We start from the raw sequence: 13,186 nt of genomic DNA on the forward strand, positions 1-13,186 counted from the left end.
GGCTGCCGCTGGCGCTGGGGCTGGCGCACCTGCCGGTCGCGGCGGCCCGGCCGCGGCGCGGCGCCGCGGCCCCGTCCGGGCTCCGGCCTCGCGCGCGGACGCTGCTCACCGCGCAGACGGCGGCGGTCGTGGCGCTGGGCGGCATCGGGGCGACGGCGGTCAGGCACGGGCTGTCCGGGCCGGGCGCGTTCCCGGAGGTGCCCAAGTACTGGCGCGAGGCGGCGGCCTGGCTCAACGCGCGGGCCGGGCAGCAGGGCGTGCTGGCGCTGCCGGGGGCGTCGTTCGGCGAGTACGTGTGGGGGCGGCCGATGGACGACATCGTCCAGCCGCTGCTGTCGGCGCGCTGGGGCGTCCGCCAGCTCGTCCCCGCGGGCTCCCCGGGTTACACGCGCGTACTGGACGCGGTCGACCAGCAGGTCAGGTCGGGGCAGGGCTCGCCGGGGCTGGCGCGTTTCCTGGCGCGGATGGGCGTGCGGTACGTCCTGGTGCGCAACGACCTGCGCCGCGAGACGCTGCGCGGCGCCTGGCCCGCGCGGGTCCGGCAGGCGCTCGACTCCTCGCCCGGGCTGCGCAAGGTCGCCTCCTTCGGCCCCCCGGTCGGCGGCGACGCCGTCGACGACGCCGTCTCGGCCCGCGACCAGCGCGTCCCGCCGCTGGAGGTGTACGAGGTGTCCGACGCCGACGCCGCGGTCACGCTCGCCGACGCCGAGGCCCCGCCGCGCGTGTACGGCGGCCCCGAGTCGCTGCTGGCGATGGCGGACGGCGGAGTGCTGCCGGACCGTCCCGTCCTGCTCGACGACGACGCGCCCGACCTGTACGGGCCCGGCGTGGTCGGCGACTCGCCGCGGCTGCTGCGCCGCAACTTCGGCGAGCTGCACCAGACCTCGCAGACCCTCACCGCCGCCGAACGCGGCGCGGCGTCCGACGTGCTGGACGACGACTGGACGCGGTACGCGACGGCGGCGGCCTACACCGGCATCCGCAACGTCACGGCGTCGTCGTCGGCCGCCGACGAGGACGCGGTGCCGCAGCTGCACACCCCGTCCGCCGCCCCGTACGCCGCCGTCGACGGCGACCCCGCCACCGCCTGGCAGACCGGCGGCTGGCACGGCCCGGTGGGGCAGTGGCTCAAGGTCGAGTTCGAACGGCCGCGCGACATCGGCGTGCTGACCGCCGCGTTCGTCCGCGACGACAGGCTCGGACCCGCGGTGACGCGCGTCGCCGTGCAGACCGAGCGCGGCTCCGTCGAGCAGGCCGTCCGTCCCGAGAACACCCCGCAGCAGTTGCGCGTCCCGCCCGGCGCGACCCGGTGGGTGCGGGTGCGCATCACCGGCCTCGCCGCGCCGCCCGCGTTCCCGGCGCTGACCCGGGCGGGCGTGGCGGAGCTGTCCGTCGACGGCCTGGCCGTCGACCGCACCTACCGCCTTCCGGAGGTCCCGGCGTCGACGTACGTGCTGCGCCGCATCCCCGGGGGCGCGGCCGAGTGCATGAAGGGCGCCCAGCGCTGGGTGTGCTCCCCGGACCTCGGCGTCCGCGACGAGGAGGGCGGCGGCTTCGACCGCACGTTCACCGTCGGGGCGGCGCGGCGCGCCGGGCTGTCCGGCACGGCCGTGCTCGTCGACCGGCGTCTCATCCGGCGGCTCACGGCCCCGCGCCGCGGCCCCTGGGTCACCGCCGACTCGGTGATCTCCGACCATCCGGCGGCCCAGCCGCGGTCGGCGTTCGACGGCGACCCCGCCACCGCCTGGATCGCCGATCCGGACGACCCCGCCCCCGCCTACCTGCTGCGCTGGCGCCGGCCGATCCGCGTCTCCACGGTCGCGCTGCGGCGGCCGCCCGGCGCGAGCGGCCCGGTGCGCGTCCGGGTCGAGGGGCGCGGCGGCCAGACCCGCGAGGCGGTGACCGACGCGCGGGGCCGGCTGACGTTCGCGCCGATGACGACGGACCGGCTCACCCTGACCTTCCCCCGGGACGGCCGCCTCCAGCCCGTCCAGATCAGCGAGGTGCAGATCCCGGGCCTGCGCCCGCTGCCCGACATCCGGGCCGTGCCGTTCGCCGCGGACTGCGGCTCGGGCCCGAAGCTGCGGCTCGGCGGCGCGACGGTGCGCACGCGGGTGGAGGGCACGCTCGGCGACGTTCTCGAAGGACGTCCGATGCGGTTCACCGCCTGCGAGGAGGTGACGCTCCAGGCCGGACTCAACCGCCTCGCCTCGGCGCCGTCCGACGCGTACCGGGTCGAGACGGTCGTCGTCGGCGACCCCGTCCCCTCGAACGGCGGCGAGGCGAACCGGCCCGTGCGGGTGCTCGACTGGTCGGCCGGGACGCGACGCGTCCAGGTCGACGCCGACCGCAGGTCGTTCCTCACCGTCAACGAGAACTTCAACGACGGCTGGCGGGCCGAGATCGCAGGCGCCGAGCTGAGACCCGTCCGGCTGGACGGCTGGAAGCAGGGGTGGGTCGTGCCCGCCGGGACGCACGGCGTCGTCCGGCTCACCTACGAGCCCGACCGCGCCCATCGCGCCTCGGTGGCGGGCGGGCTGGCCCTCCTGGCGCCGCTGCTCCTGCTCGCGCTGTGGCCCGCCCGCCGCAGGGCGGCGCCCGTCCCGCCGCCCCCCGGCGCGGGCTGGCCCGCCTGGACGGCGATCGCGCTCGCGGCGGCGCTGGGCGGCCTGATGTCCGGCCTGCCGGGGCTCGCCACGGCGGCGGCCGTCGCGCTGGTGTGCGGCTGGGCGCGCACCCGGGACGCCGCATACGCCCGGTTCATCGCCTCGCCCTGGGTGGCCGCCGCGCTGATGCTCGCGGGCACGGGCTGCCTGGTGGCCGCGCTCCAGCTGGACGCCCTCGCCAACCCGGCCTCGCCGTCCGGCGTCTTGGGCGGGCTGGTGCCGCAGCTGCTCGGCCTTGCGATCGTCGGACGCCTGGCCGTCGACCTGTGGCGGCCCGGGGCGCGCCGCCGCACGGGCGGCGCCGTGCGGATCAGCTGGGCGGCGCCGCCCGACCCGGCGGCCGATCCCGCGGATCCGGATCGGCGGCCGCCGCGAAGCGGCCGTCCTCCGCGCGCCGGGACGCCGTCGCCCGGTCGTCCGCCCGGCGACGGGCCGCCCGCCGCTCCCACGTCCGCGCCGCCCACTGGACCGGACGCTCCACCAGGTAATGGGTCGCCGTCGCCGCTGCGATGGTCGCCGCCAGCAGAAGCGGCAGATCGGGCAGAAGACCACCGTGGAACACCCGGTCGCGCCACTCGTACCAACCGACGATGATCAGCATCTGCCACAGGAACAGCCCGTAGGAGACGCGGCCGAGGAAGCGCATCACCGGATTGCCGAGCGCCGCGCCGATCGCGGCGTGCCCCGGCGGAGCCAGCGCCACCGGCGCCACGAACGCGACCGCGCACAGGCCGTACAGCACGAGGTCGAACAGCGAGGTCCACAGCGTGTCCGGCGTCCCCAGGTCGATCGGCCCCGTCACCGGCGTCGCGGCGATGACGTACAGCAGGGCGGCGCCGAGCCAGCACGCGCCCCACGCGTCGGCCACTGCGCGGCACACGCCCGCCACCGGCGCGGCCCCGGGGGAGCGCGCCCAGACCGTCACCACGGCGAGGGCCATGCCGATCGCGAACCAGACGAAGAACCGCGGCACCCACAGGCCCAGCAACGGACGCGGCTCCGGGACGAACATCGCCACCGTGTAGGCCACCGACACCAGCGCGTAGGCGGCGAGGCCGACCAGCAACCTGCGGGCGCGCGCGTCGACGTCCTGGGACGGGACGCGCCGCGCGTACCACCCCACCGCCGCCGCCGTCACCGGCAGAAGCGCGTACCAGGCGACCTCGACCGACAGGCTCCAGATCTGGCCGAGATGCGGCGGCCCCAGGCTCAGCCCCCACCACGGGTCCGGCAGGTAGGTGTGCGTCAGGGTGAGCAGGTACACCCATGTGCCGGTGTCGCGGATGTGGTCGTCGGCGACGAGCACCATGAAGCAGACGACCACCAGCCAGTAGGCGGGCAGGATCCGCAGCACGCGTTTGCGGAAATAGGTGCGTACGCGTGGGGCGGGGTGCCCGAGCAGCACCGCCGCCGCCCACGGGCGGTAGAGCAGCAGCCCGGACAGCGTGAAGAACAGCGGCACGCCCACCTGGCCGCCGTTGAACAGCCAGTAGTCGCCGATGACGCCGGACGTGCTGGCCACGTGGTAGAACACCACGACCAACGCCGCGACGGCGCGCACACCGTCGAGCGTGCCCTGCCGCCCCGAGATCTGCGGCAGGCCGTCGTCGCCCCCCGGGGGACTGGCCATCAGTTCGCCCCGTGGCGCCGACGCAGCACCAGCACCACATTCCACGACGCGAACTCACGCAGCCCTGGGACGCGGACGACGCCCTTGGCCCAGCTCGGGTGATAGCGCGGAATCACGTCCAGCACGTCCACGTCCCGTTGTGCACGCGCCCAGGTGAGCGCCTCTGCGACCGTCACCCGATGGAGGGTCTCGCCGAAACGGTTCTTGGGAGGTCGCCCGTACTTGCGTTCATACCGTCGCGCCGCCCGCTCGCCCCCCAGGTAGTGCCAGGGCGAGGTCTCATGCCCGCCCCAGGGCGACAGCCAGGGGGTGAACGCCAGATACACGACACCTCCGGGGCGCGTCACCCGGATCATCTCCGCGCCCATCCGCCACGGCTCACGCACGTGTTCCAGCACGTTGGACGACACGCACACATCGAAGGCGCCGTCTTGGAACGGCAACGCCATGGCGCTCCCCGCCAGCATGCAGCCCGCGGCGGACCCGAGCGCGGTCAGCTGCTCCACGTCGAGATCCACGCCGGCGCATCGGGCCCCCGCCGCGTGGAACTCGCGCGCGAGAAAACCCGTGCCCGTCCCCACGTCCAGGACCGTCGCCCCGTCGAGTCGCGCGTAGCCGCGCACCTGCTCGACCGTGTCGCGGGCAAGGAGGCGGTAGAAGTCGGCGGGGGCGTGCTGTTCGCGGCGGAAGGCGCGCAGCAGCCGTACCGAACGGGCCAGCGTGGCGCGGTGCGGACGGGGCGGCGTGCGCGTGTCGGGGCGGTCCTGCGAGGTCGAGGCAGGGGGGCGCTGCGCGGCGACCATGGCCGGAGCTTACCTGTCGGTAGCCTCCGGTCGCGGCGTCTCCTCAGTTCAGCGACCGAAGCCCGCGATTCGGTTCGCCCCAAATGGCGTTCCTGGTCGCGGTCTCTTGGACGGACGGTCCGACAGGTCCGGTAGGGTGACGCGCACCACGCCGGACGCGGCGGTCCTCCGGGAGGTGTACGTGCGACGACCGGTCGGCATGCTGCTCATCGGCTTGGGCGCGTTCTTCCTGGCCCTCGGCCCGCTGATCCGGCTCTACGTGGCCGACAAGGTCGTCCTCGCGCCCCTCAACCGGTACTCCGTGACGCGGCTGGAGGCGCGCAACGCGACGTACTTCGACACCTCCACCCTCAAGACCCGCACGGGCGCCACCCTGCTGGCCACCACCACCCTGCGCGGGGACGTGCGCGCCAACAACGGCAACGACCGGATCGCCGTCTGGGACTCCACGACCAACATCGTCGACACCGCAGACCCCGACCGGCCCCTCCAGCTCCAGAGCTACCGCATGGCCTTCGACCGCCGCACCGCCGAGCTGGTCAACTGCTGCGGCGCCAACGTCGACGGCGACGGCGGCGTCCGCATGTCCGGGTACGGGCTGCTGTTCCCGCTGACCGGGGTCGAGAAGGTCGACTATCCGTTCTTCGACATGACCACCCGGCGGCTGGCGCCGATGCGATACGACGGCGAGGACACGGTGCACGGCCTGAACGTCTACCGGTTCGTCCAGCACATCCCCACCACCAAGACCGCGTCGCTGGACACCGAGCTGCCCGGCCGCCTGCTCGGCCTCGGCGAGGACAGCCCGCCGCAGAAGGTGGACCGCTACACCCAGTCCACCAACACCGTCTGGGTGGACCCGCGCACCGGCATCCCGGTGCGGCACCGGCAGAACGTCTACAGCACCGTCCAGACGCCCGACGGCCGCGGCCGCATGGTCGCCGCGCAGGCCGACCTGATGACAATCGACCGCGACCAGAAGGCCCTGGTCGACCTGGCCAACACCACCGCGCTCAAGGCCGCCGCGGTGCGCCGCTACCTGCCCGTCGGCTCCCTGGCCGTCGGCCTGGGCCTGCTGGCGACGGGCGGGTGGCTCGCCCTGACCGCCGCCTCGCGCCGTCCGGCCCCGCCTCCGCCGCCCCGACGCCCCGACGGCCGCTTCACGACGAAGCCCTCCGCCCCCAAGGCGTCCGCCGGCGCCGCCGCCCGGTCCGCCGCGGGGCGGGCGGCCGGGTCCCCGTCACCGCGCGCTCCCGGCGCGTCCGCGAAGAAGAACCCGCCCGGCCCCCGGGTTCCGCCCGCCACCGACGCGCGTCCTCGCTGATACCTGTTCTAGACAACGCCGGCGAGGGATTCGCGTGGTCGACGACTTCAAATAGAACCCGTTGCAGTTTCCGGGTGCGGCACCTACTGTCGAGGCTGTGCGGACCCGAGTCACCGAGCTGTTCGGCATCGAGTACCCGATCTTCGCGTTCAGTCACTGCCGCGACGTCGTCGCGGCGGTGAGCCGCGCCGGCGGCATGGGCGTCCTCGGCGCCCTGTACTTCACCCCCGAGGAGCTCGAGATCGAGCTGTCGTGGATCGACGAGCACGTCGGCGGCCGGCCCTACGGCGTCGACGTCGTGATGCCCGCCAAGTACGAGGGCGCCGACCTGGGGGACGCGTCCGAGCTGCTCGCCCGGCTGCAGAGCATGATCCCGGAGCGGCACAAGAGGTTCGTGGAGGACCTGCTGGCCGAGCACGGCGTGGAGCCGCTCGGCGACGAGGGCGCGGGCAAGGCGCTGCTCGGCTGGACCGACGCGACCGGGCGTCCGCAGGTCGAGGTGGCCCTCCGGCATCCGATCGCGCTGCTCGCCAACGCCCTCGGCCCGCCGCCCGTCGACGTCGTCGAGCAGGCCCACGCGCACGGCGTGCAGGTCGCGGGCCTGGCCTCCAACGCCCGGCACGCCCGCAAGCAGGTCGAGGCCGGCGTCGACATCATCGTCGCCCAGGGCACCGAGGCGGGCGGCCACACCGGCGACGTGTCCACCATGGTGCTGGTCCCCGAGGTGGTCGACGCGGTGGGCGAGGACACCATCGTCCTGGCCGCCGGCGGCATCGGCCGCGGCCGCCAGGTCGCCGCGGGCATGGCGCTGGGCGCCGACGGCGTGTGGACCGGCTCCATCTGGCTGACCGTCGACGAGGCCGACACCCCGGAGAGGCAGCGTGACAAGCTCCTGCGGGCCACCTCCCGGGACACCGTCCGCTCCCGCTCCTGGACGGGCAAGCCCGCCCGCATGCTCAGGACCGCGTGGACCGAGGCGTGGGAGAGCGAGAAGTCGCCCGGCCCCCTGCCGATGCCGCTGCAGTTCATGCTGATCTCCGACGCCCTGCGCCGCATCAACCGGTCCGGCGACGGCGAGCTGGCCACCTTCCCCGTCGGGCAGATCGTCGGGTCGATGAACCAGGTGAAGCCCGCCGCCCAGGTCGTCTACGAGCTCATGTCCGAATACGTCGAGGCCATCGAACGCCTCAACGCCATCACCGCCGCCGACTGAGCGGGCGGCGGGGCGGGACCCGCCGCCCCGCCGCCCGTCGTGACCGCCGCCGGACGTCCCGGCGGCGGTCCTGTGTCTGCGGCCGCAGCCCCGGGCAGGAAGGCGGGGCGCGGGGCGGCGGCCGCGGCTCAGCGCTGGAAGGGGACGAGTTCGTAGCCGGACGGGGCGCGCATCACCCGCGCGCCCATGCCGTGCTCCAGCACCCACTGGTAGTCGTGGCCGGCGCAGCCGGGGTAGACGGCGAGGAAGCTGTACGGCTCGTCGCCGACGTTCACGCTGCGGTGCGCCCAGTGCGGCGGGATGTAGCCGATGACACCGGGGGCCATGTCGATCCACTCGGTCCGCTGCCCGTCGAACAGCAGCAGGCCGCCGACGCCGCTGAGACCGAGGTAGATCTCGCCCTGCGGGTTCGGGTGCTGGTGCCCCTTGGTCATGAAGAACTCCCCGCCGCAGGTGCCCGGCCGGATCGTCGTGATCGACTGGGGCAGCTCGCGGTCGATCTCCGGCACCGGGGACGAGGAGACCGTGTAGACGACCGGGTCGGCGTCGTCCTCCACGGCCCGCTTCCACTCGGTCCGGTCGGCGAACAGCCCTTCGAGGTCGGACATCCGGCGGGTGAGCACCGGACCGGCCGGATCGACGGTCGCGGCGGCGACGTCGAGGGTGATCCGCATCGGGCTGATCGGAGCTGTGGCGAACTCTGGCACGTGAGCCTCCGGGCGTGGGAGAGGTCGGGACGGCGGCCATCCTGCCCAGACGGCGCGCCCCGCGCAAGTAGAAATTTCTTCGATGCTACTTCACAGACGTGGAAGTTGTTGCGATACTGGCGTCGTCCCCGCCACCCGCCGGCACGTCCACGCCCGTCCCCTCCCGGCGCCGACCGTGGCGCTTCCCCAGAACGAGCGATTTCCCAGAACGAGCGATTCCTCAGAACGAGCGATTGAGGTAAACACCGATGAACTCCGTGTACGAGCCCGCCCCCGGCACCGCTCTGGAGGGCAAGGTCGCGCTGGTCACCGGCGCCGCGTCGGGAATCGGCGACGCGGTGAGCCGCATCTTCGCCGCCAACCGGTGCCGGGTCGCGCTCGTCGACGTCAACGGCGACCGCCTGGACGAGGTCGTCAAGGAGATCGCCGCCGCGGGCGGCGACTGCGCGGGCTTTCGCGCCGACGTCACCGACGAGGAGCAGGTCGAGGAGGTGTTCCGCGCCACCGTGGAGCGGTGGGGGCGGCTCGACCTGCTCGTCAACAGCGCCGGCCGCGACTCCCTGTCCCCGCCGGTCACCGAGGTGACGCTCGAGGAGTGGAACAAGACGATCGGCCCGAACCTCACCGCGGTGTTCCTGTGCTGCCGCGAGGCGTTCCGGATCATGCAGGAGCAGCCGACCGGCGGGCGCATCATCAACATGGGCTCGTCGTCGGCGCGCGTCGCCTCCGGACCGGGCCACAGCCCGTACCGGGCCTCCAAGCACGGGATGATGGGCCTGAGCAAGAACCTCCTGCTGGAGGGCAAGGAGAAGAACATCGGCGTCACCGTCATCAACCCCTCGCACGTCAAGACGCCGATGACCGAGATCATCGACCGGGGCCTGTACGACGGCGACATCCCCGCCTACCTCGAGGGGTGGCTGGACGAGAAGGAGATCGCCGAAGGGGTCCACGCCAGCTGCATCGAGGTCTCCAACGTCGCCGAGGTGGCGCTCTACGTGGCGACGCGGACGCCCGACGTGACCATCCCGACGATCTCGCTGTACCCGACCCACAAGATCCACCGCTACGGGATGGAGGTGTGACGCGATGAAGGCGGCAGTGCTGCGCGAGCAGGGCGTCATCGCCTTCACCGAGGTGCCGGAGCCGAGCCCGGTCGGCGACCGGTCGGTGCTCCTGCGGATCGGCGCCGTCGGCGTGTGCGGGTCCGACGTGCTGCGCTACGGCCGGGGCAAGGCCTACCGCTACCCGCTCGTCCTCGGCCACGAGTTCTCCGGGATCGTCGAGGAGGCCCCGGACGGCGGCAGGTTCTCCCCGGGCGACCGCGTCGCGGTCTTCCCCCTGCTCGCCGACCCGGACGACCCGTTCACCCGGATCGGGGAGCTCGCCCTCGGCCGGGGCTACGACTACTACGGCTCCCGCAGGGACGGCGCCATGAGCGAGCGCCTCCACGTGCCCGAGGCGAACCTCATCCCGGTGCCGCCGGACATGCCGCTCGTGCACGCCGCGATGGTGGAGCCCGCGGCCGTCGCGCTGCACGCCGTGCTGAAGTGCGACGTCCCCGCGTCCGGCACCGCCCTGGTCATCGGCGCCGGGCCGATCGGCGCGCTGGCCGCCCAGTGGCTGCGGCTGCTGGGGTGGACGCGCGTCCTGGTCGCCGAGGTCGACCCGCGCAAGCGCGAGGTGATGGCCGCGCTCGGGTTCGAGGTCGTCGACGCCTCCGGCGACACGGTGGCGGCGGTGCGCGACCTGACCGGCGGGCACGGCGTCGACTGCGCCGTGGAGGCGAGCGGGCTGCCGCTGACCCTGGTGCAGGCGCTGGAGGCCGTCGCGCCGCTCGGCACCGTCATCATGCTCGGCGACCTCAGCGGCGACGTCACCCTCCCGCAGCCGCTGGTGTCGTCTCTGCTGCGCCGCGAGGTCCGCATCCTGGGCACCTGGAACTCCAAGATCACCCCCGCCGGGCGCAGCGAGTGGGAGATGGTGGTCACCTGCCTCGGCCGCGGGCTGGAGGTCGCGCCGCTCATCAGCCACACCCCGTCGCTCGCGGACGCCGACGCGGTCTTCGACGACCTGGTCAACCGGCGGGTCTGGTACAACAAGGTCGTCTTCGCCGTGGCCGACGAGGCCCGCGCCGAGCTGGACCTCCCCGGCGTCGCGCCCGCCGCCGACCGCGCCGCGACCTGGCCGGGGAACGGGGCCCGCCGCTCGGGCGAGCCCCTGGGAGCCCGGCCATGAAGGCGGCGCGGTTCCACGGCCCCGGCGACGTCCGCCTGGACGAGGTGGAGACGCCCGCGCTGCAGGACGGCGACGTGCTCGTCCGCGTCCGCGCCGCGTCGATCTGCGGCACCGATCTGCGCATCCTCGAGCACGGGCACTTCAAGATCCCCGAGGGGCGGCCGCGGGTCCTCGGCCACGAGGTCAGCGGCGACATCGTCGAGGTGCGCGGCTCGGTCGAGGGGGTCGCGGTCGGCGACCGGGTCGCCGTGGCGCCCAACGTCGGCTGCGGCCGGTGCGAGATGTGCCGCGCCGGCCACAACCAGATGTGCCCGCGGTACGAGGCGTTCGGCGTCAGCATCGACGGCGGCTTCCAGGAGTACATGCGCGTCCCGGCCTTCGCGCTGCGGCGGGGGAACGTCTTCCGCCTGCCCGACGAGGTCGGCTACGCCGACGCGGCGCTCATCGAACCCTTCTCCTGCTGCTACAGCGGTCAGCGCAAGCTCGGCGTGGGATGCGAGGACGTCGTCCTGATCGTCGGGCCGGGCCCGATCGGCGCCTTCCACACGATGCTCGCGCGGCTGGCCGGCGCCCGGAAGATCATCGTGGCGGGGCGGTCCCGGGCCCGGCTGGAGGCGGTCCGCGGGCTCGGCGCCGACGTCGTGGTCGACGTCACCGCCGAGCGGCTCGCCGACGTCGTCATGGCCGAGACCGACGGCCGCGGCGTCGACGTCGCCATCACCGCCGTGTCGAGCGCCCAGGTGCAGGCCGAGACCGTCGACCTGCTCGCCGCGCACGGCCGGATCAACTTCTTCTCCGGCCTCGGCGGCGCGGAGCCGCCCCGGATCGACACCGACCGCGTGCACTACAAGGGCCTCCTCCTCACCGGGACCACGGGGGCCAGCAATGTCGACTACGGTCGGTCGCTCCGGCTGGTCCGCGACCGGAACCTTTCTTTGTCCTCGCTGGTCAGCGCCACGTTCCCGGTGGGGAAGATCGGGGACGCCCTGGCGCACGCGGCCTCGGGATCGGGGATGAAGACGATGATCGTCCCCGACGGGGCCGGGCTCGGGGACGGGCGCACTCCGACGGGAGCCAAGTGATGAAGAAGTACGTCATGGCGTTCGACTCCGGGACGACCGGCATCCGGGCGATCCTGTTCGACCGCGCCGGGCGGGTGGTCGCCATCGCCCAGCAGGAGTTCCCGCAGCTGTACCCGCAGCCGGGATGGGTGGAGCACAACCCGCTCGACATCTGGAACACCCAGATCACCGTCGCCAAGCAGGCCCTCGCCGACGCCGGGGCGAGCGCCGAGGAGGTCGCGGCCATCGGCGTGACCAACCAGCGCGAGACCGCGGTGGTGTGGGACCGCGACAACGGCGCCCCGATCATGAACGCCATCGTCTGGCAGGACCGGCGCACCGCCGGCTACTGCGACGAGCTGAAGGCCTCCGGGGATCTGGCGGACCACGTCCGGACGACCACCGGCCTGGTGATCGACTCCTACTTCTCCGCGACGAAGCTCACGTGGATGCTCGACCGGATCCCCGGCGCGCGGGAGCGGGCCAAGCGCGGGGAGCTGCTGTTCGGCACGATCGACAGCTGGCTGGTCTGGAACCTCACCGAGGGCCGCAGCCACGTCACCGACTACTCCAACGCGTCCCGGACCATGATGTTCGACATCAACCGGCTGGACTGGGACGACCGGCTGCTCGCGGAGTTCGACATCCCCCGCCGGATGCTGCCCGAGGTGCGGCCCACCAGCCAGGTGTACGGCCACACCGCCGAGTCGCTGTTCTTCGGCACCCGCATCCCGGTCGCCGCCGTCGTCGGCGACCAGCAGGGCTCGCTGTTCGGGCAGGCCTGCTTCTCGAAAGGCCAGGTCAAGGCGACGTACGGCACGGGCGCGTCGCTGCTGATGAACACGGGCGACCGGCCCGTGCTGTCCGACAGCGGTCTGCTCACCACCATCGCCTGGGGCCTGGACGGCCGCGTCGAGTACGCCCTCGAAGGCCTCATCTTCGTCTCCGCCGCGTCGGTCAAGTGGCTGCGCGACGAGCTCAGGCTGGTCTGGGACTCGGAGGACACCGAGTACGCGGCCCGGCGCGTCCCCGACACCATGGGCGTCTACTTCGTCCCCGCGTTCGTCGGGCTCGCCGCGCCCTACTGGGACGCCTACGCGCGGGGCGCCATCCTCGGGCTGACGCAGGGCGTCACCCGCAACCACATCATCCGCGCCACGCTCGAGGCCATCGCCTACCAGATCCGCGACGTCATCGGCTGCATGGAGAACGACAGCGGGATCTCCCCCCGCGAGCTGAGGGTCGACGGGGGCGCCGCCTGCAACAACTTCCTCATGCAGTTCCAGGCGGACATCCTCGGCGTTCCCGCGCTTCGTCCCACCGTCACCGAGTCCTCCGCCCGCGGCGCCGCGTTCCTGGCCGGCCTCGCCACCGGTTTCTGGAAGGACCAGCGGGAGCTCAGCGACTCGTTCGAGCTGGAGCGCCGCTTCGAGCCGTCGATGGACCAGGAGACCAGCGACCGCCTCTACGCCGGCTGGAAGAAGGCCGTGTCCCGCGTCGGCGACTGGGCGGAGCACTGATGGACGCGTCCGCCCGCCCGCCGC

The 13,186-nt window shown here is 73.6% G+C and carries 9 protein-coding genes and 1 pseudogene; 7 read left to right on the forward strand and 3 right to left on the reverse strand.

Features of this window, described 5'->3' with window-relative positions; translation table 11 throughout:
- Positions 1 to 29: 29 nt before the first annotated feature.
- Positions 30 to 1,904, forward strand: a pseudogene (locus AR3_RS32140) (alpha-(1->3)-arabinofuranosyltransferase domain-containing protein); the annotation flags it as partial.
- Positions 1,905 to 2,976: 1,072 nt separating this feature from the next.
- Here the strand turns inward: AR3_RS32140 and AR3_RS32145 are convergent.
- Both AR3_RS32145 and AR3_RS11925 read right to left on the reverse strand, forming a co-directional pair.
- Entirely contained in the window at positions 2,977 to 4,296 is a 1,320-nt protein-coding gene (locus AR3_RS32145) for an acyltransferase family protein (RefSeq protein ID WP_083951368.1), read from the reverse strand.
- Entirely contained in the window at positions 4,296 to 5,099 is an 804-nt protein-coding gene (locus tag AR3_RS11925; RefSeq protein ID WP_083951370.1) for a class I SAM-dependent methyltransferase, read from the reverse strand. Before AR3_RS11925 ends, AR3_RS32145 begins: the two co-directional genes overlap by 1 nt.
- Positions 5,100 to 5,235: 136 nt before the next feature.
- Here AR3_RS11925 and AR3_RS11930 point away from each other — a divergent pair, with 136 nt between their 5' ends.
- Complete coding sequence (locus tag AR3_RS11930; protein WP_227022935.1) at positions 5,236 to 6,423, forward strand: cell envelope lipid trafficking protein PgfA; 1,188 nt, start codon at positions 5,236 to 5,238, stop codon at positions 6,421 to 6,423.
- 97 nt (positions 6,424 to 6,520) lie between these two features.
- Entirely contained in the window at positions 6,521 to 7,636 is a 1,116-nt protein-coding gene (locus tag AR3_RS11935) for an NAD(P)H-dependent flavin oxidoreductase (protein ID WP_067913071.1), read from the forward strand.
- A 128-nt stretch (positions 7,637 to 7,764) separates the two neighbouring features.
- On the opposite strand, the gene AR3_RS11940 is transcribed toward AR3_RS11935, so the two are convergent.
- Positions 7,765 to 8,310 (reverse strand): glucose-6-phosphate isomerase family protein, encoded by a 546-nt coding sequence (locus tag AR3_RS11940; protein WP_217998521.1) that lies wholly within the window; start codon positions 8,308 to 8,310, stop codon positions 7,765 to 7,767.
- A 281-nt stretch (positions 8,311 to 8,591) separates the two neighbouring features.
- Here AR3_RS11940 and AR3_RS11945 point away from each other — a divergent pair, with 281 nt between their 5' ends.
- The 4 genes from AR3_RS11945 to glpK are packed head-to-tail and all read left to right on the forward strand — an operon-like array spanning position 8,592 to position 13,162.
- On the forward strand, positions 8,592 to 9,428 hold the full coding sequence (locus AR3_RS11945; RefSeq protein ID WP_067913077.1) for an SDR family oxidoreductase: 837 nt from the start codon (positions 8,592 to 8,594) through the stop codon (positions 9,426 to 9,428).
- A gap of 4 nt (positions 9,429 to 9,432) precedes the next feature.
- Positions 9,433 to 10,581: a galactitol-1-phosphate 5-dehydrogenase gene (locus tag AR3_RS11950; RefSeq protein WP_083951372.1), complete on the forward strand. Its 1,149-nt coding sequence runs from the start codon at positions 9,433 to 9,435 to the stop codon at positions 10,579 to 10,581.
- Positions 10,578 to 11,663, forward strand: coding sequence for a zinc-dependent dehydrogenase (locus AR3_RS11955; protein ID WP_067913080.1), 1,086 nt, complete (start codon positions 10,578 to 10,580; stop codon positions 11,661 to 11,663). The genes AR3_RS11950 and AR3_RS11955 overlap by 4 nt, the downstream gene beginning before the upstream one ends.
- Positions 11,663 to 13,162, forward strand: coding sequence for a glycerol kinase GlpK (gene glpK / locus AR3_RS11960; protein WP_067913083.1), 1,500 nt, complete (start codon positions 11,663 to 11,665; stop codon positions 13,160 to 13,162). The genes AR3_RS11955 and glpK overlap by 1 nt, the downstream gene beginning before the upstream one ends.
- Positions 13,163 to 13,186: the final 24 nt, after the last annotated feature.

Origin of the sequence: Actinomadura rubrobrunea NBRC 15275 (assembly GCF_001552235.1) — a bacterium.
Taxonomy (GTDB): domain Bacteria; phylum Actinomycetota; class Actinomycetes; order Streptosporangiales; family Streptosporangiaceae; genus Spirillospora; species Spirillospora viridilutea.

Excerpts from the sequence above, each read along its gene's own strand:
- AR3_RS11945 (WP_067913077.1), top strand. The coding sequence starts at position 8,592 with ATGAACTCCGTGTACGAGCCCGCCCCCGGCACCGCTCTGGAGGGCAAG.
- AR3_RS11955 (WP_067913080.1), top strand. The coding sequence starts at position 10,578 with ATGAAGGCGGCGCGGTTCCACGGCCCCGGCGACGTCCGCCTGGACGAG.
- AR3_RS32145 (WP_083951368.1), bottom strand. The coding sequence starts at position 4,296 with ATGGCCAGTCCCCCGGGGGGCGACGACGGCCTGCCGCAGATCTCGGGG.
- glpK (WP_067913083.1), top strand. The coding sequence starts at position 11,663 with ATGAAGAAGTACGTCATGGCGTTCGACTCCGGGACGACCGGCATCCGG.
- AR3_RS11940 (WP_217998521.1), bottom strand. The coding sequence starts at position 8,310 with ATGCGGATCACCCTCGACGTCGCCGCCGCGACCGTCGATCCGGCCGGT.
- AR3_RS11925 (WP_083951370.1), bottom strand. The coding sequence starts at position 5,099 with ATGGTCGCCGCGCAGCGCCCCCCTGCCTCGACCTCGCAGGACCGCCCC.
- AR3_RS11950 (WP_083951372.1), top strand. The coding sequence starts at position 9,433 with ATGAAGGCGGCAGTGCTGCGCGAGCAGGGCGTCATCGCCTTCACCGAG.